Source organism: Paraflavitalea devenefica (assembly GCF_011759375.1).
GTDB classification, from domain to species: Bacteria; Bacteroidota; Bacteroidia; order Chitinophagales; family Chitinophagaceae; genus Paraflavitalea; species Paraflavitalea devenefica.
Map to the genome: position 1 here is coordinate 496,122 of NZ_JAARML010000003.1, position 26,954 is coordinate 523,075.

25 protein-coding genes are annotated in these 26,954 nt (G+C 48.1%); 8 read left to right on the forward strand and 17 right to left on the reverse strand.

What is annotated here, in order from left to right; translation table 11 throughout:
* The first annotated feature begins 9 nt into the window (after positions 1-9).
* The 3 genes from HB364_RS20350 to HB364_RS20360 all read left to right on the forward strand — a co-directional run bounded on the left by HB364_RS20350 (position 10) and on the right by HB364_RS20360 (position 4,138).
* Positions 10-1,089, forward strand: coding sequence for an Ldh family oxidoreductase (locus HB364_RS20350; RefSeq protein ID WP_167290163.1), 1,080 nt, complete (start codon positions 10-12; stop codon positions 1,087-1,089).
* A gap of 220 nt (positions 1,090-1,309) precedes the next feature.
* Complete coding sequence (locus HB364_RS20355) at positions 1,310-2,632, forward strand: aspartate kinase (protein ID WP_167290164.1); 1,323 nt, start codon at positions 1,310-1,312, stop codon at positions 2,630-2,632.
* A 240-nt stretch (positions 2,633-2,872) separates the two neighbouring features.
* Positions 2,873-4,138, forward strand: coding sequence for a carboxypeptidase-like regulatory domain-containing protein (locus tag HB364_RS20360; RefSeq protein WP_167290165.1), 1,266 nt, complete (start codon positions 2,873-2,875; stop codon positions 4,136-4,138).
* An 18-nt stretch (positions 4,139-4,156) separates the two neighbouring features.
* Here the strand turns inward: HB364_RS20360 and HB364_RS20365 are convergent, their stop codons facing one another.
* On the reverse strand, positions 4,157-5,089 hold the full coding sequence (locus tag HB364_RS20365; RefSeq protein ID WP_167290166.1) for an alpha/beta hydrolase: 933 nt from the start codon (positions 5,087-5,089) through the stop codon (positions 4,157-4,159).
* Positions 5,090-5,240: 151 nt separating this feature from the next.
* On the opposite strand from HB364_RS20365, the gene HB364_RS20370 reads away from it, so the two are divergent.
* Positions 5,241-5,702, forward strand: coding sequence for a hypothetical protein (locus tag HB364_RS20370; protein ID WP_167290167.1), 462 nt, complete (start codon positions 5,241-5,243; stop codon positions 5,700-5,702).
* Between the two features lie 30 nt (positions 5,703-5,732).
* Here HB364_RS20370 and HB364_RS20375 read toward each other — a convergent pair whose 3' ends face one another.
* Together HB364_RS20375 and queA are read right to left on the reverse strand one after the other, a co-directional pair.
* Entirely contained in the window at positions 5,733-6,881 is a 1,149-nt protein-coding gene (locus HB364_RS20375; protein ID WP_167290168.1) for a glycosyltransferase family 4 protein, read from the reverse strand.
* A gap of 113 nt (positions 6,882-6,994) precedes the next feature.
* Complete coding sequence (gene queA, locus HB364_RS20380) at positions 6,995-8,044, reverse strand: tRNA preQ1(34) S-adenosylmethionine ribosyltransferase-isomerase QueA (RefSeq protein WP_167290169.1); 1,050 nt, start codon at positions 8,042-8,044, stop codon at positions 6,995-6,997.
* 347 nt (positions 8,045-8,391) lie between these two features.
* Between queA and HB364_RS20385 the strand changes: the two genes are divergently transcribed.
* On the forward strand, positions 8,392-12,297 hold the full coding sequence (locus HB364_RS20385; protein WP_167290170.1) for a TraB/GumN family protein: 3,906 nt from the start codon (positions 8,392-8,394) through the stop codon (positions 12,295-12,297).
* A 5-nt stretch (positions 12,298-12,302) separates the two neighbouring features.
* On the opposite strand, the gene HB364_RS20390 is transcribed toward HB364_RS20385, so the two are convergent.
* Both HB364_RS20390 and HB364_RS20395 read right to left on the reverse strand, forming a co-directional pair.
* Positions 12,303-14,021, reverse strand: coding sequence for an ABC transporter ATP-binding protein (locus HB364_RS20390; protein WP_167290171.1), 1,719 nt, complete (start codon positions 14,019-14,021; stop codon positions 12,303-12,305).
* 18 nt (positions 14,022-14,039) lie between these two features.
* Positions 14,040-14,810, reverse strand: a complete 771-nt coding sequence (locus HB364_RS20395) for an AMP nucleosidase (RefSeq protein ID WP_167290172.1) — start codon at positions 14,808-14,810, stop codon at positions 14,040-14,042.
* A 110-nt stretch (positions 14,811-14,920) separates the two neighbouring features.
* On the opposite strand from HB364_RS20395, the gene HB364_RS20400 reads away from it, so the two are divergent.
* Together HB364_RS20400 and HB364_RS20405 are read left to right on the forward strand one after the other, a co-directional pair.
* On the forward strand, positions 14,921-15,361 hold the full coding sequence (locus HB364_RS20400) for a type I restriction enzyme HsdR N-terminal domain-containing protein (RefSeq protein ID WP_167290173.1): 441 nt from the start codon (positions 14,921-14,923) through the stop codon (positions 15,359-15,361).
* Between the two features lie 53 nt (positions 15,362-15,414).
* Positions 15,415-17,754 (forward strand): DUF2339 domain-containing protein, encoded by a 2,340-nt coding sequence (locus HB364_RS20405; protein WP_167290174.1) that lies wholly within the window; start codon positions 15,415-15,417, stop codon positions 17,752-17,754.
* A gap of 2 nt (positions 17,755-17,756) precedes the next feature.
* Here HB364_RS20405 and HB364_RS20410 read toward each other — a convergent pair whose 3' ends face one another.
* The 11 genes from HB364_RS20410 to HB364_RS20460 form a co-directional block, all read right to left on the reverse strand.
* A complete protein-coding gene (locus tag HB364_RS20410; RefSeq protein ID WP_167290175.1) occupies positions 17,757-18,287 on the reverse strand; it encodes a GNAT family N-acetyltransferase in 531 nt (176 codons plus the stop codon).
* Entirely contained in the window at positions 18,284-18,595 is a 312-nt protein-coding gene (locus tag HB364_RS20415) for a GNAT family N-acetyltransferase (RefSeq protein WP_167290176.1), read from the reverse strand. Before HB364_RS20415 ends, HB364_RS20410 begins: the two co-directional genes overlap by 4 nt.
* Positions 18,592-18,984 carry a hypothetical protein gene (locus HB364_RS20420; RefSeq protein WP_167290177.1) on the reverse strand — a complete coding sequence of 131 codons (393 nt, stop codon included), beginning with the start codon at positions 18,982-18,984 and terminating at the stop codon, positions 18,592-18,594. Before HB364_RS20420 ends, HB364_RS20415 begins: the two co-directional genes overlap by 4 nt.
* 115 nt (positions 18,985-19,099) lie before the next feature.
* A complete protein-coding gene (locus HB364_RS20425; protein ID WP_167290178.1) occupies positions 19,100-19,507 on the reverse strand; it encodes a hypothetical protein in 408 nt (135 codons plus the stop codon).
* 130 nt (positions 19,508-19,637) lie between these two features.
* On the reverse strand, positions 19,638-20,039 hold the full coding sequence (locus HB364_RS20430; RefSeq protein ID WP_167290179.1) for a HEPN domain-containing protein: 402 nt from the start codon (positions 20,037-20,039) through the stop codon (positions 19,638-19,640).
* A gap of 4 nt (positions 20,040-20,043) precedes the next feature.
* On the reverse strand, positions 20,044-20,544 hold the full coding sequence (locus tag HB364_RS20435; RefSeq protein WP_167290180.1) for a hypothetical protein: 501 nt from the start codon (positions 20,542-20,544) through the stop codon (positions 20,044-20,046).
* Between the two features lie 185 nt (positions 20,545-20,729).
* Positions 20,730-22,139 carry a Glu/Leu/Phe/Val family dehydrogenase gene (locus HB364_RS20440; protein WP_167290181.1) on the reverse strand — a complete coding sequence of 470 codons (1,410 nt, stop codon included), beginning with the start codon at positions 22,137-22,139 and terminating at the stop codon, positions 20,730-20,732.
* A 196-nt stretch (positions 22,140-22,335) separates the two neighbouring features.
* On the reverse strand, positions 22,336-22,557 hold the full coding sequence (locus HB364_RS20445; protein ID WP_167290182.1) for a CcmD family protein: 222 nt from the start codon (positions 22,555-22,557) through the stop codon (positions 22,336-22,338).
* A 2-nt stretch (positions 22,558-22,559) separates the two neighbouring features.
* Positions 22,560-23,231, reverse strand: a complete 672-nt coding sequence (gene ccsA / locus HB364_RS20450; protein WP_167290183.1) for a cytochrome c biogenesis protein CcsA — start codon at positions 23,229-23,231, stop codon at positions 22,560-22,562.
* A gap of 261 nt (positions 23,232-23,492) precedes the next feature.
* On the reverse strand, positions 23,493-24,158 hold the full coding sequence (locus HB364_RS20455; protein ID WP_167290184.1) for a heme exporter protein CcmB: 666 nt from the start codon (positions 24,156-24,158) through the stop codon (positions 23,493-23,495).
* Positions 24,155-24,721 (reverse strand): thymidine kinase, encoded by a 567-nt coding sequence (locus HB364_RS20460; RefSeq protein ID WP_167290185.1) that lies wholly within the window; start codon positions 24,719-24,721, stop codon positions 24,155-24,157. Before HB364_RS20460 ends, HB364_RS20455 begins: the two co-directional genes overlap by 4 nt.
* A gap of 76 nt (positions 24,722-24,797) precedes the next feature.
* Between HB364_RS20460 and HB364_RS20465 the strand changes: the two genes are divergently transcribed.
* Positions 24,798-25,508, forward strand: coding sequence for a hypothetical protein (locus tag HB364_RS20465; protein ID WP_167290186.1), 711 nt, complete (start codon positions 24,798-24,800; stop codon positions 25,506-25,508).
* Here HB364_RS20465 and HB364_RS20470 read toward each other — a convergent pair.
* Positions 25,481-26,839 (reverse strand): 3-deoxy-D-manno-octulosonic acid transferase, encoded by a 1,359-nt coding sequence (locus HB364_RS20470; protein ID WP_167290187.1) that lies wholly within the window; start codon positions 26,837-26,839, stop codon positions 25,481-25,483. The two genes, HB364_RS20465 and HB364_RS20470, sit on opposite strands and share 28 nt — an antisense overlap.
* Between the last annotated feature and the right edge of the window lie 115 nt (positions 26,840-26,954).

Genomic DNA, 26,954 nt, shown 5'->3' on the forward strand with positions numbered 1-26,954 from the left:
AAATCAATCATGTCAGAAAGAATATATCCCTACCAACAGTTATTCAAATTTACCAAAGCAGTGTTTGAGCAGATCGGTTGTTCTGCGGCAGATGCTGATATCGCTACCAAAGTATTGTTGTCGGCCGACCTGCGGGGGGTGGATTCCCATGGCGTGGCCCGCCTGAGCGGGTATGTACGCCTGTGGGAAGCCAAACGCGCCAATACAAACCCCCATGTGCATATCATCCATGAAACCCCCTCCACTGCGGTGGTGGATGGTGATGGCGGACTGGGCCTGGTGGTAGCGCCTTTTGCTATGCAGGTAGCTATTGACAAAGCCAAACAGGTGGGTACCGGCTGGGTGAGCGTACAGAACAGCAATCATTTTGGCATAGCAGGCTACCATGCCATGATGGCCCTGGAACAGGATATGATCGGCATTGCCATGACCAATGCCAGTCCGCTGGTAGCACCCACTTTTTCGGTAGAAAGACTGCTGGGCACCAATCCCATCTGTGTAGCCATACCAGCCGGGGAGGAGCCCGCTTTTGTGGCCGACCTGGCCACTACGACCGCTGCCAACGGCAAACTGGAAATATTGCAACGCAAGAGCAAGGAGACCCCCACCGGCTGGGTACAGGATAAGGAGGGCAACCCCTCCACCAATCCCCATGAGCTGAAATCAGGCGGGGCCTTACTGCCCCTTGGCGGCGACAGGGAGCATGGCAGCCATAAAGGCTATGCACTGGGCGCAGTGGTGGATATCTTCTCTGCAGTATTGAGCGGCGCCAATTACGGCCCCTGGGTGCCTCCTTTTCCTGCCTATGTACCCATGCCTACGGAGATGCCGGGCAAGGGGATAGGCCATTTCTTTGGGGCCATGCGGGTGGATGCCTTTCGTCCGGCGGCCGACTTTAAATTCCACATGGACAAGTGGATACGCCGCTTCCGCAGCGCTACGCCTGTAGCCGGAGAAGAGCAGGTACTGATTCCCGGCGATCCTGAACGGGAGATGGAAGCTAACCGCATGAAGGCAGGGATCCCGCTGTTGAACTCTGTGTCGGAAGACCTGGAGCTGCTGGGAGAGAAGTTTGGCATACAGTTATAGGTTCCGGGTGCCGGGTTCGGCGTTTCGGGTTGCTCCGCGACCTGGACAACCTGGTTAATGGTGGCACATTCTGGCTTTTACCTTTTAGTCCGTAGTAGCACAGAAAGAACCCGAAACTTAAAACCCGAGACCCGAAACGCTTCAAGCCTTATCTTTGCCTGCCAAAAAAATTATTTTCCAACCAAAACATTCCGCCAGTAGCGGAACAGGAGAGTAAATCATGAAAATTATGAAATTCGGCGGTACCTCAGTAGGTAAGCCGGAGCGTATGCATCAGGTGGCAGAGCTGATCACCAAAGATGCAGAACCTAAGATTGTAGTGTTGAGCGCCCTCAGTGGTACTACCAATGCACTGGTATCTATCGGTGAATCCATGGCTGGAGGAGACCGCGAAACTGCTAAGCAGCAAATTGAAAAGCTGGAAGCCCATTACCAGTCTTTCATCCGTGAACTGTTAAAGACCGATGCTACGCTGGAAAAGGCGAAGCGTATCGTAGCAGAACATTTCGAATTCCTGACCATCATACTCAAAATATCATTCAGCGAAGCACTGAGCAAGGATATCCTGGCGCAGGGTGAGCTGCTTTCTACCAAACTCTTCAGTGTTTATCTCGAAGAAAAAGGGATAGATCATGCACTGTTACCAGCCCTGGAGTTCATGAGCATTGACATTCATGATGAACCACAGGTGCCGGCCATCAAGGCGAAGCTCATGCCCATCCTGGAGCAACAAAAGAGTAAAAAACTGTTTATCACCCAGGGATACATCTGCCGCAATGTGCGTGGCGAGGTGGATAACCTGAAGCGTGGTGGCAGTGATTATACCGCTTCTCTCGTGGCTGCCGCAGTGAATGCTTCTGTATGTGAAATATGGACCGACATTGACGGCATGCACAATAATGATCCGCGCGTGGTGAAGAAGACCCTGCCGATAGAACAACTGAGCTTTGAAGAAGCAGCCGAGCTGGCTTACTTCGGCGCCAAGATCTTACACCCTACCTGTATATGGCCTGCGCAACAACAGAAGGTGCCGGTGAAGCTGCTCAATACCATGCAGCCGCAGGCAGCAGGCACGGTGATCACACAGGAAGCAGGTTCTGTAGGCGTAAAAGCTGTAGCTGCCAAAGATGGCATCATCGCCATCAACATCAAGAGCAGCCGTATGTTGCTGGCCTATGGTTTCCTGCGTAAGATATTCGAGGTGTTTGAAAAATACCGCACGCCTATTGATATGATCACCACTTCGGAAGTGGCGGTATCCGTAACGATTGACAGTGGTACACACCTCAAAGCGATTGTCAAGGAACTGGAACCATTTGGCACCATTGAAGTGGAAGCCGATCATACCATCATCTCTGTTGTAGGTAACGAAATTGCCCAAACGCAGAATGTGCTGAGCAAACTGTTTGAAGCGCTCACACCGGTGCCTGTGCGCATGGTAAGCTATGGTGGCAGCAAACACAATGTGTCTATCCTGCTTCCTTCTTCCTATAAAACACAAACCCTGCAATTGCTGAATAAAGGATTGTTTGGATTAGCATAAAAAAAGTAAATAAACAATACCACAAACCGGGTATTGTATGGCAATTTTCCCCCATTTGGGGAGCGATTAATATTAAAATTGCCCAATATAGGAGGGTTTCTTTAACAGTGGTTATAACCTCCCAAACTTGTTTATTATCTTAGCCGGTATTATACATACCGGCTTTTCTTTTTTGGCAGTCGAATACGAAAGCCGGAGATTGATCAAGCGGGTGAAAACCCTTACCTATATTTTATAGTAGTGAGAAACGTTGTCAACATTGTGTGGTTTGCAGGATTGCTGTTGCTATGTACTTTTTCCACGCTGGCGCAGGATAAATACCGTATTTCAGGTACCATTACCAATGCTGCCACCGGCGCCGCTATTGCCAGTGCCAGTATCTTCGTCAATGGCACTTCCAAAGGAACAGCTACCAATGCCAGTGGGCATTTTGCGTTGACAGACCTGCCACCCAAAGGTTCTTATGAGCTCATCATATCTTCCATTGGTTTTACTACGGTTATACGGCCATTCTCTGCCGATTCGTTGCCACTTTTTCTCTCCATTCAGTTAAAGCCCAAAGTAACAGAACTGGAATCAGTAGTGGTAGAGCCTTGGGAAAAGGACGGATGGGCAAAGTGGGGCCGCGTGTTTACGGAAAACTTCATTGGTACTACGGCTGCCTCCCGTCAATGCGTGATCAAAAATTCCCAGGTCATCAGGTTCCGTTATTCGAAGAAAGAGAATAAACTGATCGCTGTGGCCGATGAACCCCTCATCATTGAGAACAAAGCGCTGGGATACCGGATACAATACCAGTTGGAAGATTTTATCTACAACATGAAGGAGCGTGCCCTGCTGTTTGTGGGTTATACTTTGTTTGAAGACCTGTCGGAAGACCGTAACCGGATCCCCCGGCGGTGGATCAACAATCGTAAACATGCGTATGAAGGGTCTATGATGCATTTCATGCGATCGTTGCATGCCAACCAACTGAAGCAAGATGGATTTGAAGTGCAGCGCATGGTCAAGGAGCCCAACTTTGAAAAGGAGCGGGTGAAAAAAGAATATGCCTCCCTGTGGAGAAGGAATATAGGTACGGGACAAAGGATGGTTATGAAAGGCGGCGGCGTTACGGCCATCGTAAGCGATTCCACCGCCTATTACAACCGCATTTTGCAACAGCCGGACTTTAAGGATATTGTTTTTCCGCCTTTGCTGACGGCCGACAGTATCGTTATCCGCAAGGATACGGACTCTGCGCGTTTGCTCCAATTTCCGCATTACCTCCACATCACCTATAAAAATGGAAAGGAAGAAGAGGCTTACCTAGATCGTTTCCTCCAAAATCGTAAGCCCTGGTATCCTCGGTCGGACATTGTGCTGCTGCAGGGCGGCCCGGTGGTGGTGGAAGCGTCAGGTGTCTATTATCCGCCACAGGAGCTTTTTTCTCTTGGCTACTGGGCCTGGAGTGAAAAGATTGCCCACATGCTCCCGGTGGATTATGATCCGGAAAGGATAAGATAGTTTTTAGCCGGTGGTTTGCTACTTAATCCACTTATTGCTTCTCATCCATTGTTCCACCAGGTCCATCCATTTCACTTCGCTGGTTTTATTGATCATGCCGAAGCCATGGCCTCCTTTTTCATACAGGTATATTTCAGCAGGCACATGGTGCTCTTGTAAGGCTTCATAAAAGTGTTCACTGTTTTGTACCACCACTGTTTTATCGTCTTTGGCATGCACCAGGAAGGTGGGCGGTGTCGCTTTGGTAACCTGTAATTCGTTGGAGTATTGGATCATCTTTTCGGTAGTGGGGTGCTCACCCAGCAGTTTGGTGCGGGAGCCTTTGTGGGCGAGGCTATCACTGAAGCTGATCACAGGGTAGATGAGGACCATAAAGTTGGGCCGCAGCGGCGACTTTTTAGCCTTCTTATAAGCGTGGTTGGTAAGGTAGTCATAGTTAAAATGGGTGCCTGCTGTAGAAGCGAGGTGCCCGCCTGCTGAGAACCCGATAATACCTACCTGGTCTTTGTTAATATTCCATTCGGCTGCCTTTGCCCGCACTACTTCGATGGCCTTTTGCGCATCCTGCAGGGGCCCGATCTCTTTATTGACCATGCTGGTATCATTGGGCAGGCGGTATTTCAATACAATGGCGGTAACGCCCATTTCATTGAACCGGCGGGCTACATCCGATCCTTCGTGGCTGGCGGCTAAGATGGAATAACCACCACCGGGGCAGATGACGATGGCTGTGCCGGTTGCTTTTTCCGGCGGTGCGGGATAAACCGTGAGGGTGGGATTGGTAACATAGCTGATGCGCAGTTTGCCATCTGCAGGGCTCACTACGGAGCTTTCTTTATCAGGTACCGGCTTTGAATTGGGAATGCCGTTTTCATACAAGGGGATCGTGGTTTGTGACATAGCAGTCTGGATAATACAAAAAAAGGATAACGTGATCAGCGTACTTTTCATATGGTGTGAGTTATTGATCAAATATAATGCAAAACGGAGCAGCTTCCCTTTACTTTTCTTTCACAGAATATTAAGTTAAAACAGGGGTGGGAGACATTGACTCATGTAACTTATGAGTCTACCTTCAGGTCATACAATAAACCAGACGTTTATGAAAAAGCTATACTCCCTTTCAACATTACTTGTTGTTTTAATAGGCTTCACCGGTTGTAGCAAAGATATTTTTAAACCATACGATGACCGCATTGAAGGTGTGTGGGAATTGACCGACGTAGACAAGGTAGGCTGGGGCAGCACCAACCTCAACTTTACCGGTGGCCGGTTTACTTTTTATGGCAACGGACAGGTGGAATATGAAGATGGCTATGGCGGTTTTTATGAAGGCCGCTGGGATATCCGCAGCCGCAATATCCCGGACTGTTATATAGATGAAAATGGCAACTCAGTTTGTGATGGCCGTTATGTGCGTACGCTTAGTATCAATGTGACTGATTTTGTAACCCACGATGTGCGGTCTGAATACTTTGACGAAATTGTGTTCACAGGCACCAACCGCTTCACGGCTTATCTGTATGATGGTGAAAGGACCTATGTGTTCCGGTTCACGAGGTAAGCGAGAAAGCAAGTGGTAAATAGTGAGCGGCTATCGTTTCAGTAATTGGTCATATATCGCTTCAATCTGTTTTGTCATGTTGGCGGCACTATAAGTGGAGCTGATGGTAGTTCTCGCTTCCCGGCCCAGGCGCTCCCGTAATGAAGCATCCGTAAGTTGTATAATCGTTTGAGGAAGGGTATTGTCCAGCGTTTCTACCGGCAGCAGCAGGCCGTTTACATCATGCTGTATCACTTCTGAAGTGCCGTCTACTTTCGTGCCGATAATCGCCTTGCCCATGGCCATGGCTTCCAATAAACCGATGGGCAATCCTTCCCATAAAGAGGGCAGCACGAAAATATCAGCGGCTGCCAGCACATCGGGTACATCCTGCCGGAAGGGGGAGAAGATCACCTGGTCAGTAATACCCAATTGCTTTACCATTTCCAATGCTTCCGGTTTCTGGTCACCATCACCCACCATCAGCAGGCGCAGGGAAGGCAATTGCTTCACCGCCCGGGCAAAAGCACTGATCAGCTTCAGGGGTTGTTTCTGGTGAATAAAGCGGGCTACGAACAATACCAGCGTTACGTCTTTAGGTATATGCAGCTCACTGCGTACATCTTTAAAAGAACGGGCAGGGTTGAACTTGTGCTGGTCAATGCCATTATTCACTACCACCGATTCAAACCCGCTGAAATATTGCTTGCCGCTTTGTTGGTTGGAGGCAGAAACAGAAATATTGATATCCGATCTTTTGGTCAGCAATTGTTCACCCAGCACCCGCACTTTTTTGATCAACGGGTTCTGGTCATCATGGAACGACCATCCATGAATGGTATATACGAGGGGGAGTTTCAGCTTTTTGGTGGCCCAGAATACATTGGAATTGGCCCGGGTGCCATGGGCATGCACCAGTTGAATATTATTCGATTCAATAAAGGCCTTTACTCTTTTCCATTTGCCGATATCGAATGGTTTCTCTGTATAGATCACTTCCGTTTGTATGCCCATTTCCTTCAGCCGGTCTACCATGGGGCCATCGGTAAAAGAAAGTACTACAGGCTCAAAGCGGCTCTTGTCCAGGTTCTCTACCAGGCTTAATAAATGACTTTCCCCGCCACCGATCTGTCCCTGCCTGATCGTTTCCAGAATGCGTATTTTATTGGAAGTGCTCATACGGCCACGAAAGTAATACATGGGGTTAAGACATGAAAGGGGAAAAGAAAAAAGCCCCACTTAAGTGGAGCTTTTGTTCATTATGTTGTTGAGCAGGAAGAACCCGGAACACGGGACCCCAAATCCGGAACGTCTTAGATCACGATCATCGCATCTCCATAGCTGAAGAAGCGGTATTTGTCCTTGATCGCCTTCTTATAAGCTTCCATGGCCAGGTCATAACCGGCAAAAGCGCAGGTCATGATCAGCAGGCTTGTTTTGGGCAGGTGCAGGTTGGTCACCAGGGCATCGGCGATATTGAACTGGTAAGGCGGGTGGATGAAGATATTCGTCCAGCCTTCAGAAGGCTTCAGCAGCTTTTCGGCGGTGTAGGAAGATTCCAGCGCCCGCATGGTGGTAGTACCTACGGAGCAGATACGGTGACCGCCTTCAATTGCCTTGTTCACGATCTTGCAGGCAGTATCTTCTATGCGGTAGTATTCTGCATCCATCTTGTGCTTGCTCAGGTCTTCCACTTCAATCGGGCGGAAAGTACCGAGGCCGGTATGCAGGGTTACTTCGGCGAAGCGGATACCCTTAATCTCCAGCCTTTTGATCAGCTCAATGCTGAAGTGGAGGCCGGCAGTGGGGGCGGCTACAGCGCCTTCGTGCTTGGCGTAAACGGTCTGGAAGCGCTCTTTGTCTTCTGCTTCCGGTTTACGCTTAATGTATTTGGGCAGGGGTGTTTCACCCAGGAATTCCAGCATCTGGCGAAACTCATCGTCGGTGCCATCCCACAGGAAGCGGATCGTTCTGCCGCGGGAGGTGGTATTGTCAATGACTTCGGCTACCAGTTCATCATTTTCGCCGAAGTACAATTTATTGCCCACACGGATCTTACGGGCGGGATCAACGATCACATCCCAAAGGCGGTTGGGCTTATTCAATTCTCTTAAAAGGAATACTTCAATCTTGGCGCCTGTTTTTTCTTTGCGGCCATACATCCGGGCAGGGAATACTTTGGTATTGTTGACTACAAATACATCCTTGTCATCAAAATAATCCATGATGTCGCGGAAATGCTTGTTTTCAATCTGGCCGGTCTTACGGTGCACCACCATCATGCGGGCATCTTCACGTTTCTTCGTAGGGTGTTGGGCAATGAGATTAAGCGGTAAATCAAACCTGAACTGTGACAGTTTCATGTGAATTATAACAATTTTATTACGGTAGGTAGCCACATGATACCAAGCGGTAGTAAGAGCGGGTACATCGGGGTGAGTGCTCCGGGCAAACCAGGTCTTACGGCACCAGGTTTGATAGCATGTCAGGCCTAAATTTCAAGCGGGCGAAGGTAGGAAAAAACAAGCATATGAAAAAATAAAGAATCCGGCCGGGGCCGTCCATACCAGGAAAATGACCGGGGGGCACCGCAAAAGGCCATTTTAAGAAAACAAAAACAATAATTATTTTATGATCTCAGGCGTTTTTAGCATCTTTCACAGGGGCGCCGGCATGATGCCTGAATACCCCCTGTAAACCCTTCCTCGTTATGAGAAAAATTATCCTGCCTGTTATTGCCCTGCTTATCTTTTTTGCGATGCCTTCCCGGGCCCAACAGCGCAAGCGGCCGGCCAAATTGCCGTCTTCGCCGCCGGCTGCCAGCACTGCCATGAAGAGCATCGAAAAGAAGTACCCCAGTCTGCTCTGGGAGATCACCGGCAAGGGCATGAAAAAGCCTTCTTACCTCTTCGGCACCATGCACGTGAGCGATAAGCTGGCCTTTCACCTCGGCGATACCTTCTACAATGCCATCAAAAGCGCCGATGTGGTAGCGCTGGAAACCAATCCTGAAAGCTGGCAGGATGACTACAGCAAATCGTCCTTTTTCGGATCGCGGGGCGGCCGGGATAGTTATATACTCCGGGGCGGATGGCAGCCTGTGACCGACAATATGCGCATCACCACCTTTGCCATAGATACCTACGATGAGGCTATCAAAGCGGCCCTGTCTGTTGAACCTTCCATGATCAATGGCATGCTCTACCGCACCTATGGCACCCGCATGGACGATTTTGAAGAAGATACCTTCCTGGATATGTACATCTTCCAGGTGGGCAAGAAGCTGGGCAAACGCCTCAGCGGGGTGGAGAATTTTGAAGAAAGCGAGAAGCTTGTGATGGAAGCCTACCGGGATATGATCCGCGACCGGAACAGGAAGCGGAAAAGCTTTGATATGGAAGGCATGATCACCAATCCCAAAAAAGTGGAAGAAGCTTACCGCCGGGGCGACCTTGACCTGCTGGATTCCCTGGAGGCCCTGACCGTGTTTTCAGACGCCTTCCAGGAAAAGTTCCTCTACAAGCGTAATGAGATCCAGGCCAACTCTATTGACTCCATCATCAAAAAGCAATCGTTGTTTGTGGGGGTAGGCGCCGCGCACCTGCCGGGTAAAAGAGGCGTGATAGAAATGCTGCGGCAGAAAGGCTATTCCCTGCGGCCGGTGATCATGGATGACCGTAACAGCGTACAAAAGGAAGCCATTGAAAAAATACGGATGGACCATCCCTTTGTGACCCAAACATCGGGCGATGGTTTCTATAAGGTCAACATTCCCGGTAAGAAATTCTACCAGTTTACCGAATGGAGCGGCATGGATGTGGTGCAGTATGCCGATATGGTGAATGGCGCTTATTACATGGTCACACGTATCAAGACCAACAGCCTCGCCTTTGGCCATAGTACCGAAACCGTGTACAAAAAAGTGGATAGCCTGCTCTATGAAAATGTGCCGGGTAAAATATTAAAGAAAACACCGATCACCAGGAACGGGTACAAAGGGTATGATATCCTCAACCGCACCCGCCGCGGCGACCACCAGCGGTACCAGCTATTCGTTACGCCCTTTGAGCTGGTTGTATTTAAAATGAGCGGTAATGGTGAATACATTCTCCATGGCGCCGAAGCCGATAAATTCTTTCAGTCTATACACCTCAAAGAATACCATGTCGGCGAATGGGTTAACTGGCAACCCGCTACAGGAGGTTTCAGCATACAGGCGCCGCATACACCGGCCTTGTTAAGGGACAATAATATGGGTACCGACAGGTTGGAATACAGCGCCTGGGACAAGCAGGATGGCAACAATTACCTGGTGATGAAAGTGAACCTGCACAATTACTCTTTTGTGGAAGAGGACAGCTTTGAGCTGAACCTGATGGATGAAAGCTATGGTTATTCTTCCTTTATTGAAAAACAACTGAGCCGGCAATTCACTTCCCTCAAAGGTTATCCGGCGCTCGAAAGCAAGTACAGCCATAAAGACGGTAGTTTCAGTGCAGTGAAGTACATTATCCGCGGACCGGTATATTATGCCGTCATAGCCCATTATAAAAAGGAGAATGCCAATGTGCGCCGGTTCATAGAATCCTTTACCCCGCAGCCGTTTATTTACCCGGAAGTAAAACCCCGTACAGACACGTCATTGCACTATACCGTACAATCGCCCGTATGGCCGGATACCACCAAGAAGGATGAAGCTACAGGTATGGAAGACCTGTACCGGATGGCCTTTGAAGATGCCGAAGAAGGCGATGCTTTTGCAGGCGATGATAATAAGTATACGCTCATTGGCAATGATACGATTGGAGAAAAGATACTGGTGACCTATGCTGCTTTGCCCAAAACCGCTTACTGGAAAGACAGCGCCACCTTCTGGAAGGAGAGTTTTGATAAGGTATGGGATGAGGACAGCACTTTTATCACCCGCTTCAAAAAGCGATATGACCTGCCCAAAGGCATTCAATGCCGGGAATGGCATCTTTCCGATACCGGCAGCAGCCGGCTGCTGATGGTGAAAACCTGGTACAAGGAAGGGCATTTATTTACGATCACCACGCTTACCGATACCTTAAGCCGGCCAAGTGCTTTCCTGCAGAACTTCTTTACCAGCTTTACGCCGGCAGATACCCTGAAAGGGGGATCTATCTTCACCCGTAAAGGTGAGCGGTCATTGAAAGAATTATTCAGCAAAGACAGTATAATAGCCAAAAAAGCCGCCAGGTCTATATTCCAGGTGCAGTTTGATTCCCTGGATGTGCCCTTCATAAAACGGGCAGTGGACTCCCTGAACTGGAATAACCTGGAGTACCTGTCTACCAAACGTTACCTGATCAGTGAGCTGGGAGGGTTAAAGGACAGCACCATCACGTCTTACCTGCGGCAATTATACTGGAAGATCAAAGACACAGCCGAGCTGCAGCATGCTATCCTCAATGCCCTGCTGGACCAGCGTACCAAAACTTCTTTTGCGGCCTTTAAAGAGCTTATCCTGCAGGAGCCACCTATTATGGACGATGGCAGTGGTTCTTTTGATTACAGGCTGATGGGACTCAGGGGCGCATGGACGGCCTATCCTCCTCTTTCTGCCGGAAAGTTCCGGGCATATGGTATTGAGACAACGAAAGAGGGCTGGGAGAACCTGCTGGATACGCTTGCCCTCACCAAAACCATTTTTCCGGATATTCTGCAACTGATGCATGTAGATGATTATGAAAATCAGATGATGAACCTGTTGAGAAAGATGGTGGACAGTGGGTTCCTGAAGGCGGCCGATTATGAACCTTATTTCAGCAAACTGTACCTCGATGGCAAACAATTGCTGAAGAAACAGGTGGCCAAGGAAGACAAGGAGAAGATAGAACGGGCAGGTAAAAAAGACAAGCGCCCGAACATGTTATTGTTTGGTTATGGCGATGATGACGAGGAGCCCGAGATGGATGGAGGCAATTATGAGCTGGACCAATATGCTGCCCTGTTACTGCCTTTCCGCGACAAGAACCCCGGTGTGCAGGGATTCTTTGAGCAGTTGATGAAAACGACCGACAGGCGATTGCTGTACAATAGTTTTATCCTGCTGCTGCGCAATAAACAACCGGTGCCCGACAGCCTGTTTATGAAGTATGCCAAACTGGATGAGTACCGGAGCGAGCTGTACGGCGACCTGAAAAAGCTGAAGATGACCGATAAGTTTCCGGCACAATATAAAAATCAACCCGATATTACCCGCAGCCTGCTGAACAGTGAAGTGGAGCATTATGAAAAGATGGATACATTGGTGTACTTGGATAAGCTGCCGGTGACCTACAAAGGGAAAAAAGGATTTGTGCATTTTTATAAATACAAACGGATGCGGGATGATGTAAGCTGGCAACTGGCCGCTGTAGGCATGCAGCCGGAAAAAGCAGGAGAGGTGGATGTGGAAGACGATGATTTTACTTCCCGGGAAGAACGCAAGCTGGAAAATGACAAGCCGGTAAAAGAGCAACTGGAGAAGATGCTGAAGGAAATGGTATATGCCAAGCGGAGCAGCGCTTCTGAATTCTATGAAGCACGCAACCTCCGGTTGTACAAAGGCTATATGTCGGAAATGGTGAAGAGCCGGAGGTATAGAGACTGAGTGGTTTATACCACTCCCTTCGGAATAGAGGCTATCAATTGTTGCGTATAGGCCTGCTTTGGATGGAAATACACTTCCTCTGCCTCGCCTATTTCTTCAATCCTGCCTTTATTCATCACCATAATGCGGTCGCTGATATAGCGCACTACCGAAAGATCGTGGGAGATGAAGATGATGGTGAACCCGAATTCTTTTTTGAGGTCATTCAGCAGGTTCAGTACCTGGGCCTGCACACTTACATCGAGTGCAGATACTGATTCATCACATACTACAAAAGAAGGGTTAAGCGCCAATGCCCGCGCGATTACAATGCGCTGACGCTGCCCGCCGGAAAACTCATGCGGGTAGCGGTCAACATGTTCTGCTTTCAGGTTCACTTTTTCCAATAGTTCCACCACCTTGTCCTTGCGTTGCTGCTGCGTAGGCAGCAGGCGATGCACCCGGAGCGGTTCTGCAATGGCATCACCCACCGTCAGCCGGGGATTGAGGGAAGAGTAGGGGTCCTGGAAAACGATCTGTATATCTTTCCGGAGGGCCTTTAATTCATCTCTTTTCTTCGCCGTAAGGTCAATACCATCGTAGATGATCTTTCCTTTGGTAGGCTCTATCAGCCGTAGTATCGTTCTGCCCAATGTGGTTTTGCCGCAGCCCGATTCACCTACCAGTCCAAGCGTTTCTCCTTTGTATACTTCGAAACTCACCTCATCTACCGCTTTGGTATATTCCAGCGGCTTGCCGAGGAAAGTCTTTTTGGAAGGGAACCATACGCTGAGGTTTTCTACGCGAAGCAGGAGGTCTGAAGTCTGAGGTCTGAAACCGGAGGCCGGAGCATTTGAGCCAGACTTCAAACCTCCGGCTTCAGACTTCGTTTTCCCATCCAAAAAATCACTCACCACCGGCAGCCGCTCTCCCTTCGGATGCAGCACCGGCCGGCAGGCCAGCAGGCCCTTTGTATAAGGGTGTTGGGGACTATTGAAAATTTGGGTAATAGTGCCTTGTTCTACAATATTGCCTTTGTACATCACCACCGCTCTATCGGCTATTTCTGCTACCACGCCCAGGTCATGCGTAATGAAAATGACGCCCATCTGTTCCGTTTGCTGCAGGGATTTGATGAGCTGTAAAATGGTCTTTTGTACTGTTACATCGAGGGCAGTGGTGGGCTCATCACAAATGAGCAGATCGGGCTCACAACTCATGGCCATGGCAATCATCACCCGTTGTTTTTGTCCGCCACTTAACTGGTGGGGATAACGGTGAAAGATCTGTGCCGGGTTGGGCAATCTCACCTTCTCAAACAACTCTATCGTTTTTTGGGTAGCCTGTTCTTTGGAGATCTTTCTATGCAGGCGGATGGCTTCCATGACCTGGTCCCCGCAGGTAAATACAGGATTGAGCGAGCTCATCGGCTCCTGGAAGATCATGGCTATCTGGTTGCCCCGTATGGCGCGCAATTGCTGCGGCGTTTGGGTGAGCAGGTTAACAGCGGTAGCGCCGTCCGGTGAAAAAAGGATCTCGCCTTTTGTGTACCTGGCCGGTGGGGTAGGATGCAGTTGCAGGATAGACAGGGAGGTCACTGATTTGCCGGAGCCCGATTCGCCCACGATGGCTACGATCTCTCCGCGCTGTACTTCCAGTGATATATCATTGACAGCCGTGGTAGTGCCGATCTCTGTAACGAAATCTACCTGCAGGTTATTGATGCGTAAAAGGGGGGTAGGCATGTAGGGATAGTAGCGTTATCAGAATTTCAGGTGTCGTACCGTAAGGCCGTTATTGATCAGTTGCTTCAGTGAATCAATACCAATGCGGAGATGACGCTCCACGTAGTTGGCCGTAACGGCTTTATCGCTTTCCTCTGTTTTTACTCCTTCGGGGATCATGGGTGAGTCACTCACCAGCAGCAAAGCGCCGGTGGGGATCTTATTGTAAAACCCTACAGAGAAAATGGTGGCTGTTTCCATATCAATAGCATAACTGCGGATACGTTGCAGGTATTCTTTAAAATGCTCATCATGTTCCCATACGCGGCGGTTGGTAGTGTATACCGTACCTGTCCAGTAGTCTACTCCATAATCACGTATGGTGGTAGATACGGCTTTCTGTAAGGCGAAGGCCGGTAATGCCGGTACTTCGGGGGGGAAATAATCATTGGAGGTACCCTCGCCCCGGATGGCGGCAATGGGCAGGATCAGGTCGCCGATATTATTGCGTTTCTTCAATCCGCCGCACTTACCCAGGAATAATACAGCCTGTGGTTCGATGGCCGTAAGGAGGTCCATCACCGTAGCGGCAGTAGGACTGCCCATCCCGAAGTTGATGATAGTAATATTTTCTGCGGTAGCGCATTGCATGGGGCGGTCGAGTCCGATGACCGGTACATTGTTCCATTCGGCAAACATCCGCACATAATTGCTGAAGTTGGTGAGCAGGATGTACTTGCCAAAGTTGGCCAAAGTCTCTCCGGTATAGCGGGGGAGCCAGTTGTGAACGATATCTTCTTTTGTCTTCATATTAAGGGTTAAATTTCGGGCATTTTCACCAAATAAGGAGCTTTTTGTTAATGTGAAGAGAGGTAACATTATACATATGAATATATCATCGTAAACCGTAGTTTTGGCGCATGATCCGCATAGAGTATCCATCATTTCCATTCCGCATCCGGGAAGAAGAAGGCCGGGAGTTCATCTTTGATGAACTGCGCAAGGTATGGATACGCCTCACCCCGGAAGAATGGGTGCGGCAGAACTTCCTGCAATACCTGGTGCAGGTAATGCGTTATCCTGCATCCCTGATCGCTGTGGAAAGGGAATTGAAACTGGGGGAGCTCAAAAAGCGGTTTGATGTGCTCGTGTATAACCGGCAGCACCAGCCCTGGATGATGGTGGAATGCAAGGCCATGGAGGTGAACCTCGATGAAACGGTATTGCAACAGGTATTGCGGTATAATATAGCGGTGCCGGTCCCTTTCCTGGTGATTACCAACGGGCACTATTGTGCGGGATTTGAAAAGCGGGAACAACAATTACAACTCATTGATACACTGCCTGTATTTGTAAATTAGATTTCTCTTAACGCTTTTTGTACTTTCTTTAATGTAACCAACCCCATGCCGTTATGGCTACACTGCAAGAAAAAATTGACGAGCTAACCCGCCAGGTAAGCGTATTGGCGGCACAGCAAACGCATTTTGGCAAACAGTTGCTGGCTTTGATGAATGAGCTGGACGCACTGAAAAAGCAGGCCGCTGCTGCAGGGATCACTGCCACCAAAGAACCTGTTCCGGAAAAAGTAATTGAATATACGGAGCCCATCATTGCTCCTTCCCAACGTCCCGTCCAGGCGGGGACCACAATGCCAAAGAAAGAATCGGTACGCCCCTCTTCCTGGAATAGTAATAGTAAAAGCAAGACTTCCTTTGAAGAGTTTATTGGTAAGAACCTGGCCAGTAAGGTAGGCATACTGGTTACCATTATAGGCATCTTCATCGGCGCCCGGTATGCCATTGAACACGACCTGGTAAGTCCGGTAGTGCGTATCCTTTGCGGTTATGCAAGTGGCCTGGTATTGGTGGGCATTGCCCTGCGGCTGAAGAAGAAATATGAAACCTACAGTGCTGTATTGATGGGAGGAGGCTTATCGGTGTTGTATTTTATCACCTATATAGCCTGGAGCTTTTATACCATGCTGCCGCAGGTGGCGGCCTTTGGCCTCATGCTATTGTTTACGGCTGCCATTGTATATGCGGCGGTACTGTATGATAAAGTGATCATTGCCCACCTGGGCCAGGTGGGTGCTTATGCCATTCCCTTTTTACTAAGTAATAATTCGGGCCGTTATGAAATATTGTTCTCCTACATCACCATCATCAATGTAGGGATACTGGTCTTGTCGTTTTACAAATACTGGAAATCATTATTCCATGTAGCCTATGTGGCTACCTGGCTTATTTACTGCGCTTGGTACCTGTTTGAATACAATGAACAGCAGCATTTTTCAGGGGCCTTTGGCTTCTTAAGTGCTTTCTTTATCCTGTTCTATGCTACTTTCCTGGCCTATAAGCTTATCCGGAAAGAGCAATACAATATCGGTGACGTATTCCTGTTGCTCTCCAATGCCTTCCTCTTTTACGGGCTTGGTTACGACCTGCTGAGTAACTATGCTACTATGCAATATTGGGCAGGTCTGTTCACGGTTATCAATGCCCTTATTCACTTAGGGGTGAGCCTGGTTATCAAACGACGGATGCAACAGGCCGATAAGCCACTGTATTATATGATATTTGGCCTGGTGGTGGTTTTCCTTACCATTGCCATACCTGTGCAGTTGGATGGCAACTGGGTTACCCTGCTGTGGACGGCGGAAGCAGTGCTGTTGTTTGTAATTGGCCGCACACGCCATGCACCCATCTATGAGAAACTGGCTGCAGGGCTGGTATTGCTGTCGTTTGTGAGCCTGATACAGGACCGGGCAAATATTTTTCAACCATCAGAAGACGGTTATCCATTCCGGAATATTACTTTTTACACAGGTGTATTGGAGGTGCTGGTGCTGGGCATTATTACCTGGGTAAACTATAATAAGAAATGGCAGATAGCTGCTGCAGAAAGAACACAATTCCATGCTTTCTTCGATTATATAGTGCCCGCGCTTTTGCTGATCACCAGCTATAGTGTTTTTTACCTCGAGCTCAGGGATGAACTATGGCTATTGGAGAATAGTGTGGAGACAAATAAGAAGCTGGTATTGAGTGGCAATGAATTTGGCTTATTCACTACTGCCATACTGTTCCTGTATATGACCGTTTATGGTATTTTGTTCATTTACATCAACCAACGGTTTGTCAGGAACCGGTGGCTGGCAACTGTTTCTCCCGGTGGTGTGGCTGTTGTGGGCTTTCTTTTGTTGATGTATGCCATGCCAGCGTTAAATAGGTTGACCACCGGGTATTTTGAGTATGGCAGCACAGGCTCTTATTTTGGCGGTTGGCATTTGGTGATACGTTACCTGGCAATAGCCCTGGTGGCCTTGCTATTGACCATGGGAACGCGCATTATGAAACAGTATGTCTCAGAATCCATCCTGCAACAGGCCTGGTGGTTAATGGTATATACTATTGTGCTGGGCGTGGTAAGTTATGAATACATTAACTGGGTTTCGGTGGCAGTGGGTGAGGATCAATATGAAATAGGGCTTAGCATCATCTGGGGCCTGTTTGCACTGGGGCTGGTGAGCTATGGCATACGCAAAAAACAGAAATATGTGCGGCTGGCTGCCATTGTATTGTTTGTCATCACCATCTTAAAATTATTCATATACGACCTGGCGGGAGCAGGCACCCTTACTAAAACCATTTCCTTCATTTCCCTGGGCATCATACTATTGCTGGTATCCTTTCTGTACAACAAGTACAAGGAGGTACTATTTGGAGATGATAAAGCGGAAGTAGGTTCGTAGTTTTATTTCAATATGCGGCGTTCTTCAGTAGACGTGCGCACCTGTTGGAAGCCGGCTTTTTTATATATGCTCAGCGCATTGGGGTGGTCCAGCGTGCAGGTATTGAGCTGAATATGCTGTGGCGCATAATCCCAGGCCTGCTGGATCACTGTTTGCAGGAAGTAATTGCCATATCCTTTACCGATAAAACCGGGCAGCAGACCGAAGTATAATATCTCTACATACTCCTTTTCCCGTACAAACTCTGCAAAGCCGGCTGTCTGGTCTTCTATATACAAAACAAAAATATCTACATTGGGTGCATTGATCTTTGCATAGAGCAGGGCGTCATCCATCACCATCCTGTCCAGCCAATACCATTGTTTGCCTACGCCATAATAATAACTGCGGTATTCACTTACTTCCACCGGTTTGGGCAATAGTTCGAAGTGCATGTTAAAAGCTGCGGGGGTGGTGTTTACCGGCCGTTCATGCATTTCCAGGAAAGTAACCTGTACAGGTTGTAATACGATACGGGAAGAGTCAATGTTCATTGTAATTTCTTTTGACAGTGAAAGCCAATGATCTTATAGCCCTGGTTGAGCCAGAACCGGATACCTTTATCGTTTACTACATAGCAGTTGAGTTCGGAAGCAATACAGCCTTGTGAGCGGCCATATTCATATACCCAGGCCATCATCTGTTCGCCCACGCCTTTATTGCGGTATTCGGGCAGGATCATCACATTGTCGGGTTCAATATGCTTACCTACGTAATACTTGTTGAGGATCCATAAACCGCAAATGCCAATCAGTTTGTCCTGGTCATATACGCCGGCGCATTCGTAATTGCGTTGCATCATATACTGTATGCTTGGGGAAAATTACCGGTACTGTCATTGAATGCAAAATCAGGCCCCAGTACGCTTACATCGAGAATGAGCGGAATATAGGGTTTACTGACAATGGCCAGGTGATAATACACGGCGAGGCTGTCGGGCTTAAACGGAAAAGTACTGTATACCCCTTCCTTGCTGTCAATGATCAGTGGAACGGGAAGGCTGCCCTGGCAAAAAAAGAACAAGGGCTTGGGCTTTTGTTCTTCTCCTTTTTTGGATTTTATCAGCAGGTGCACCGTGTCGCCTTTGTACACCGTTTGCAAATGAGTAAAGCCGTAATCAGCAACGGATTTTCTTTGTCCAAGGGCCTGCAGGCTACAAAAGGATACTAACAGCAAGAAGTAGGGTTTCATAATCGGGTACAAGCTACTATTTTATTTCTTTTTTCGCTTTTCCCGATCATCAGGGGGCATAAAATTACACCAGGCACCCTACAGGTTACCTGCGTAGCTGTTGTTGATAGACTGCTTAGGGCAGGGTGGTCTTTTGGGGTTCATGGTTGGTGAACACCGGAGGCATGGCGGGGGTGGGTAGTTGTTTGGAAGCGGGATACAACTTTTCAAATACTTCAAAAATGCGGTCTATGTCTTTGCTGCTGTCGGCCTCTACTGAAATATCAGTATAGTTGTTTTTCGCATACCTGATCTTAAAGGTCAGCCGGTCGTAGGACCTTTTCAGGAATGAATTGTCGTGGTCTTTTCTGTATTCTGCAAAATACTCCTGCTCATTATTGAACCGCCATGATTCATCGCCCCGGGTAAGATAATAGAAGCTGAGGGGCTCATTGTTCTTTTGTGCAGGGATCACCTTGTTCAGGATGTGTTCGATCTTTTCGGCAGGAAAATAAGCTTGTGGGTAAAGTTTTGATTTCTCCATATGGAAAGCAGTTTTTAAGGTTTACTAAATCTATATGTATTTTCCCACTTTGACAATTAAAAATCCCACCCGCCATAAAGCGAATGGGATCAGGATATTAGCTGTCAATTTGTTGGGTGGAAAGTAATGATCAATTAGTTATTCCCTGGCTTTGCAGGTACTTTCTGAAGTTTTTCAGGTGCGTCAGACAATAGGAATGGTCAATTTGTTTGAGCTGTTCAAAAGTGGTTATATCGGTAATGCCTTCATATCGGGCGGTACAGGAATAAGTAAACAGATTTTTGTATTCACGCCATGCCCCTTTTGCAATGCGCATGCGTGCATTGTGCCTGTCGGGATTTACATTTCGTTCTATGTCGAAATGAGTTTGTCCGATATCAATACCTCTTTTGGAGGCTAATGCCTTGAGATAATGGATGGCTACATAAAATAGCACGGTAATCTTCCAATCGTAAAAATGGCCGTTAAACTGGGTTTCTATGCAATCGTGGAAGTTCTGATTATGCGTGGCCTGCTCTAAGTGCTGCTGCATGAATCTAATCGAGTTTTAGTTCTTCGGAGTAGTTTATTTTTTCTACCAGTTCAATAGGGACAAACTGAAAATAAACAGGGTATTTGCTGGCAATATCAAGGAGGTCGTATTTATCAAAGAAGTCAAAAACAGTATTACGATTATCTATATTGTCCTCTTTAAGTACAATAGAATAGTGCAGATCATTCAAAGAGGTTTTGCTTCTGTAGGCGGCGGTAATAACGGGGCGTTTGATACGCAGGAATGAATTGACAAATTTATCAATGATGTGTTTTACCTGGGCGTCAATATTATTCGAAACATGGAATACACTGTCAACGGGATTGGATAGTGTAGTCTCTATCTTTTTGCTCAGGTCGGTGAGCTCGCCGATTTGCAGGAGTTCATAGCTACGGTCCACTTCCTCTTTGAACTCTTCCAGTTTACTTTGTAAGAGGTAGAGAATGCCTTTCAACTCTCCAAGTTGTTGCTCTGCATTCGTTGCTATGGTTATTTTCTTTTCCATGCCCTTACTTACGCAATGATAATATAAAAAGATTTAATTTATTAATTATTTTAATGAATAAAACCCTCTTTAATTAAGTAGATGGTTTTCAATGTAATTTATACCCGAATCGGGTCAGGTTTAGCTAAATAAAAAATCCCATCCGCAAGGCGAATGGGACTTAATATCGTCAAGGGATATATGTTTTACGGGAAAATACCCAGCTCCGCATAGCTGGTAGCTACTTTGTTAATAGCTACTAAGTAAGCGGCTGTACGCATATCGGGTATCTGGGGATTGGCTTTCCAGGCATCCATGATCTCGCGGGTAGCGGTGATCATGGTTTCTTCCAGGCCACTGCGCACCAGGTCTACCTCATCAGGTCCATGCATGATAAACTCACGCTCTTTGTTATTCACCTGCTTGCCGGTAAGTCCTTCAATTTGTCCCAGGATATGGGTATTGAGGTTTTCGGTAAAGCGTTTTTCCATGCGGCCATAACGTACGTGGCTAAGGTTTTTCAGCCACTCAAAATAAGATACGGTAACGCCGCCTGCATTCAGATACATATCGGGCACTACGAGTATACCGCGTTTGACGAATATGTCATCTGCTTCCGGCGTTAAAGGACCATTGGCTGCCTCTCCGATGATCTTCGCCTTTACATTGGGCGCATTCTTACCATTGATCACATTCTCCAGGGCGGCAGGGATCAGTACATCACATTCCATTTCCAGTGCATCGGTATTCTTGGCAAAGTTATTAGCGCCGGGGAAGTTGAGGATAGAACCTGTTTTCTTACGGTGTTCAAATACGGCGTCTACATCCAGGCCATCATTGCTCCAGATAGAACCTTCAAATTCTGCCAGGCCAACGATCCTGGCGCCGGCTTCCTGGAAGAACTTCGCACTATGGTAACCCACATTACCCAGGCCCTGCACTACGATACGCTTGCCTTCCACACCTACCGTCATACCCAGCTTCTCCATCTGGTCTTTCATGTGCAGTACTTCGCGCAGGCCATAGAATACACCGAGGCCGGTAGCTTCGCGGCGTCCGCGCACACCACCTTGTGTAACGGGCTTGCCGGTAACGCAACCCATGGCATCTATTTCGCCGGGGCGCATGCTGGCATAGGTATCTACGATCCAGGCCATCTCACGCTCACCGGTACCGTAATCGGGTGCGGGAACATCAATGCCGGGGCCGATAAAATTCTTCTTAATAAGCTCAGAAGTATAACGGCGGGTTATCTTCTCCAGCTCATACGGTGTGTATTTCCTGGGGTCGATGGTGATACCACCTTTGGCGCCTGCAAAAGGAACGTTTACAATAGCGCATTTGTAGGTCATCAGGGCGGCCAGGGCCATTACTTCGTCGAGGTTCACACTCATCGCAAAGCGGATACCTCCTTTACAGGGCAATTTGTGATGGGAGTGCTGTACCCGGTATGCCTTGATCACTTCGATCTTCTCGCCGATCTTCACCGGAAAGTGCATCCGGTATACGGCATTACATTGTTTGATCTGTTCCAGGACGCCGGGGTCCCATTTGGTAAACTGCGCGGCTTTATCAAAACTCTTTTCCACCGCGCCAAAAAAACTGTACTCTGACATGATTAAGCAATTTTTATGGTGAATCGTTAAATCTGTGAATGGTGAATTGTGATGGTCAATGCTGAACGATCAGGTATGCTTATTATTTGCCATTACCTAACAAAAATTTTATTGCGATGTTCGTTACCAAAAAAGTAACCCCGAAATATCCGGGGTAAAGCATAAGCAAGAACTAATATTCACTATTCATCACTCACTATTGACCTTTTTCCAATTTGGTGAGCTTCCGGTCGAGGCGTATCATATAAATGATCAGTCCCAGCAGTATGGTAATCGCTACAGCCAGCACTACATATATCTTACCACCTGCTCTTAAACCGGTAGCCTGTTCGGGGTTTGCTATGCCATTATCCTGTGCGCCTGCCCACCATGCCGGCAGCAGGATAAAGAGGGTTATGAGTAGTTTCTTAATGCGCATTATTAAAGGGAATGTTTTTTCTCTTCCAGTATTTTCCACCGCAGGTACAGGGTGGTCATCCATACGCCCAGCAGGCTCCAGGCCACTACAGCAGGCCAGAACACCTTCCGCATGGTAGGGTCCAGGTCCTGTCCGTTCAATCCGGGATTACCTTCCACGCCTTTACCGCCGGGGTGCAGCGATTCTACCAGGCGGGGCAGGATCAGGATCATGGGGATATAGATAAAATAAGCAAATATGTTATAAACTGCCGCTACACGGCCCCGTTTATCAAGATCGGTCATAGAATTACGCAAAACAAAGTAGGCGAGGTAGATCAGCATGGCGATGGCAACGCCCAATTGCTTGGGGTCGTTGCTCCAGAACGTACCCCAGGTATAGTTGGCCCAGATCATACCGGTAAGCAGTCCGAGGCAACCCAGCACCGTACCTGTTTGGGCATATTGAAAGGCATACAGGTCATAAATAGGCTTCGGGTCGCGCAGGTACCTAATGGAATATACCAGCGATACGGAGATCAATACCAACTGGGCAAACCACATGGGCACATGGAAAAAGAGATTACGGATGGTTTGATAAAGATTACCTATTTGAGGTACATCCACTAAAAAACCTGCAACAAAAGTGTAGAGCAGTAAAAGGATACACAGTATTTTCCACCAGTACTGGCGCATATATTTCCGGGCTATTGTGATAGATATTGGCGTTTGCAGGATCGGGGTGAGACTTGCCAACTACCTGAATCAGGGGGCAAAATTAGGGGAAAAGAGCGAATATGTTTAGAGTTTCGGGTTTAAGGTTTCGGGTTCTGAATTTTGAAATAGCTGACTAAATACAGGCAGGCTGTGCTTTTAAAAGTTCAGTAAGCCTTTATTGAAATGCTGAAGACTGTAATTGAAGAACCCGAAACACCAAACCCGAAACCCGTAACGGGTTTAGTCTTTCCAAAGAAAGGGGAATAAGATCACCGCCAGGGCTATGATCATAATATCCAGTGCTATAAGGGTCAGTACGAGGCTGGCCAGTCCTGCCTGGATCACATCGGAAAAAGCGGTATTGGAAATACGCATCAGCAGCATTACCTGGGGAATAATGAGCGGAAAGCCCATAATGGCCATCAGGGCTGCATTTTGCTGGGCCCTGGCCGCAATGGCTGCCAGGAAGGTAAATACCAGGCTCAGGCTGCATCCGCCGAGGCAAACAATACCTATAAACTTCAGCGGGTGGTGTACGGGATTGCCCAGCAGCAACTGGAACAGCAGCAGGCTTACGAGGCTCATCAGCATCATGAGCACAATATTGAAGAGCAGTTTGGAGAGTACAAAATCACGGGCGCCGGCAATGGTATAAAAGTACAGCATGCGTCCGCGGCTTTCCGCCAGGAAACTCTTGGCTACTGCATTGATGCATACAAAGAGCTGTATCATCCAGAACAGGCCATTCCATACCTTCTCTTCCGGCCCTTCACCCATGGCCATATACAGCACAAAAATGGTAGAGGCTACGTAGAGCAGTATCCCGTAAAAGGTATATTGCTGCCTGATCTCCAGCAGGAAATCCTTTTTGATCAGTGCGCGTATATGTTTTAGCTGTTTACTCATTGTTCGTAATAACACTTCCTGCAGCGTGGTTCATAAAGATCTTTCTCACCCAGTACTACCTGTGCAGCCTCGGGCGATTTGCGGTAGGAGTAATTGGCAATATTGCCGCAGCGTACACAAATAGCATGCAGCTTGGTAATAAAGTCGGCTTTTGCCAGCAGGAAGGGCATTTGTCCGAAAGGCTTGCCTGTATAATCCATATCCAGGCCGGCAATGATCACACGGATGCCTTTCAGGGCAAGCTGGTCACATACATCGGGCAACTGATCGTCAAAGAACTGGGCTTCATCAATACCTATCACATCTACTTCGCCCGCCAGCAATAGAATGGTTTGTGAATTATCGATGGGGGTGGATTGGATGGCCCGTTCATCGTGCGATACAATATCCATTTCATGATAGCGTACATCTATCCGGGGCTTAAAGATCTCTACCCGCAGGTTGGCAATGCGTGCACGCTTTAACCGGCGTATCAATTCTTCTGTTTTGCCGGAAAACATAGAGCCGCAGATCACTTCAATAAAGCCGCGCCGTTCGCCTGATATATTTGGTTCTATGAACATGTTAACGGAAATAGGTATAATAATTGTTAACTTTATAGTCAATATACTAACCCATAAAGTACCCACTCAATCTATTATGGAGCGTTTAAAACAATTAATCGGCAAATTAAACGAACAATTCGAACAAAATGCCGATAATAAACAACTATTAGTGACCACTCAACTCATTGAGGCGGAACTAATGCGGTTGTCCGCTGCTACCCGTGTGGCACAGGGCACCTCCAAAGTAGCGGTGGTAATGCCGGCTGCGCGTACAGTATACAATACGGTAGCAGTGGAAACTCCCGTATTAGCCGAAAAATCACCAGAAGAAATAGCATTACCTGTTGAAAAACAGGAAGAAAAGCCCGCCAAGAATGGCAATGGCGTACATGCGCCTGCGGCGGCTGTGCAAACAGGTCTACAATTCAACCCGCTTACCGAAATACCTACGCTGGCGCACCAGTCATCGGCCAAAGAGCTCAATGAAATGATGGCTACGGCCCAGTCATCTCTTAATGATAAGTTAAAAGAAGAAAGGGTGGAAGTGGCGCACCGCCTCACCGATTCACCTGTGCGCGACCTGAAAAAAGCCATCGGTATTAACGACCGCTTCGTTTTTATTAATGAGCTGTTCCGGGGTGATGAAGTGATGTATGAGCGCAGCATTAAAACCATCAACAACTTCCGCATCTATCCCGAAGCGCAATATTGGATAGAAAGGGAATTGAAAATAAAACTGGCCTGGGACGATTCCAAGGAAATCACCCGCCACTTCTATCAATTGGTTAAAAGACGCTTTTCCTGAATGAATTGAAGCACGGCATCTGTAGCGCCTGCTTTAGCATGTACATAATCGCCTGCCTGCCGGCAGGCTTTATTATAGGCGGCTGTATCAGCCAGTAAATTGTTCAGCACCTTTTCCAGCTCCAGCGCTGTTTCAATGGGAAATGCGCCGCCCTGCTCCACCAGCTCTGTCGCTTCAACATACTTCTCATAGACAGGCCCATGCACTACCGGCTTGCTGTACACAGCCGCCTCCAGCACATTGTGTACGCCGTCGCTGCCGAAGCCGCCGCCTACATACGTGATGGTAGCATATTTGTACAGCCTGGACAGCATGCCGATATTATCAATGATCAGGGTATTGGTCACCTGCTGATCACGGCTCACCGTTCCCGGAACACGCTTTTGCAATACAGAATAGCGGACCGTATGCTTGAATAATTTTTCGATCTCCACCAGGTGGGCCTCATTCACCTCATGCGGCGCTATGATAAAACGCATCTCCGGATGGGTATTGGCATAATGGTCCAGCTCCTCTTCATCTTCCGACCAGGTGCTGCCGGCAACAACTGTAGAGTGATTGTCGCAGAAGGCTTCCACAGCCGGTATGGGCGCAAATTGCTGAGCGATCTGCGTCACGCGGTCAAAGCGGGTATCACCATTTATGGTTACGTTGGCGGTAAAGCCAATACCGGTCAGCAGGTCGCGGGAATCGGGGGTTTGTACAAACAGGTGGGTAAAGCTTTCCAGGATGTACCGGTGCAGGCGGCCGTACCACTTAAAGAAGGGTTGGTCGGGCCGGAAGATGCCCGATACCAGCAGGGTAGGTATCTTCCGTTTTTTCAGGGCGGTAAGGTAATGGTACCAGTATTCATACTTAATCCAGATCACCAGGCTGGGCTGTACCATATCCAGGAAACGGCGGGCATTGGCCCGGGAGTCCATGGGCAGGTAAAACACATAATCGGCTCCTTCATAGTTTTTCCGCACCTCATAGCCGGAAGGCGAGAAGAAGGTTAATAATATTTTAATACCCGGATACCGGCTCCGCAACGCCTCCAGCACCGGCCTTCCCTGCTCAAACTCCCCCAGGGAAGCACAATGCATCCAGATGAGTCTGGAGTCTGGAGTCTTGAGTTCAGAGTCTGGACTCTTTACTCCCGACTCCCAACTCTCTACTCCCGGCTCCCGACTCTTTTCTCCCGACTCATTACTGCCGATTGCCGACTGTATTCTCTCCAACAATCCCTTCCTTCCCTCCAGCCACAGCCTGGCTTTCGGGTTCCAGAGCGCCGCCAGGCGTACGCCCAGCAGGTAAAAACGGCAAAAAATAGTATAGAAAAACAGGTGCACGGGTTAATAGATTAGGTACAAAAGTCGGAAAAACTGCAAGAACTTATTGGATGTCTTACTGTTATTGTGCCGGAATGCGTGTGAGGCTGCTTAGAAAGGCCTCCCTACTTGCACT